General features: G+C 44.6%; 2 protein-coding genes. Both read left to right on the top strand.

The annotated features are described in order from the left end of the window. The coding region (locus QVO88_RS10260; protein ID WP_288178002.1) for an ATP-dependent Clp protease proteolytic subunit at positions 1-558 on the top strand (558 nt) is incomplete at its 5' end. A gap of 14 nt (positions 559-572) precedes the next feature. Continuing rightward, the coding region (locus QVO88_RS10255; protein WP_288178001.1) for a type IV secretory system conjugative DNA transfer family protein at positions 573-1219 on the top strand (647 nt) is incomplete at its 3' end.

Below are 1219 nucleotides of genomic sequence, written 5' to 3'. Positions count from 1 at the left end.
AGTTCAAGAGGTATCGAACGCATAAATCTTGACGATCACCTGCTAAGTGAAAGAAAGATATTCCTTGATGGGGATATCCGCTCTGAAAACTGCACTGACATCATCAAGGCTCTTATGCTAATGGACGGTCAGGCAGATAAGGAGATAACACTGTATATAAACTCTCCCGGCGGTGATTGCGAAAGCGGTCTTGCACTGTATGACGCTATAAGAATGACACGCTCAAAGGTCAGAGCCGTATGCGTGGGACTTTGCGCTTCAATGGGTGCTGTCATATACCTTGCGGCAGACCAGCGTGAGATACTTCCACACTCCCGCATAATGATACATGACCCAAGTTTCGGCAAAGCAGATTTCAGCGGTCAGAAATCAAAAGAGATAGAAGAACATCTTGCGGGGCTGAACAAAATGCGAAAGACCCTTGCAACCATAATAGCAGACCGCACAGGAAAAACTCTTGAGGAAATTTACAAGGTCACACAGTATGACTCTTTTTACACCGCAGAAGAGGCCGTGGAATTCGGTCTTGCACACAAGATAATTAACAAATTAATTTAAAGGAGTAACAAATAATGAGTAAACAAAGAATCACAGGCGGCAGTCCTACTTACACTGCACCAATAGAAAGATACGGTAAAAGAACTCTCGCCAAGGACGTTGAACTCTTGGAGGACACAAAGGTCACAGGGCTTAATAACAACGTCCTTGTTATAGGCAATTCAGGCTGCGGCAAAACAGGCTCTTACATCTGCTCTGTGCTAAAAAACATCAAATCATCAGTCATATTGCAGGACGTCAAGGGTCTGCTCTATGATATGTTCGCAGGCGAACTGAGGGCTAAAGGCTATAACATTATAAAACTCGATTTTACAGAGCCTGAGAAAAGCCAGGGCTATAATCCATTGGCGGCGGTAAAAAGAAACAAAGACGGCAGTATATACGAGCCTGACGTTAAAGCTATCGCCGACGCAATATCTCCTGTGAGCAGTGGCTGTAAAGAGCCATATTGGGATATGAGTGCCGCCTCAATGATAGAGTTCGCGATAGCATACGCTCTTGAGGCCCTGCCAAAAGAGTATCACAACATGACATCAGTGTTGGAGCTTTTCCACACATATATCCAAAACAACGGCGACGCTTATTTCGTCAAATGGATAAAAGACAATCCCAACACATTGTCTACAAGGCTGTTTTCAGAAACACAGGCGACCAGACCCTC

The sequence above is a fragment of the Ruminococcus sp. CAG:57 genome (assembly GCF_000435935.1).
Lineage (GTDB): Bacteria > Bacillota > Clostridia > Oscillospirales > Ruminococcaceae > Hominimerdicola > Hominimerdicola aceti.
The sequence above is the reverse complement of the archived record's forward strand: the minus strand, read 5'-3'. Positions and strand labels throughout refer to the sequence as shown.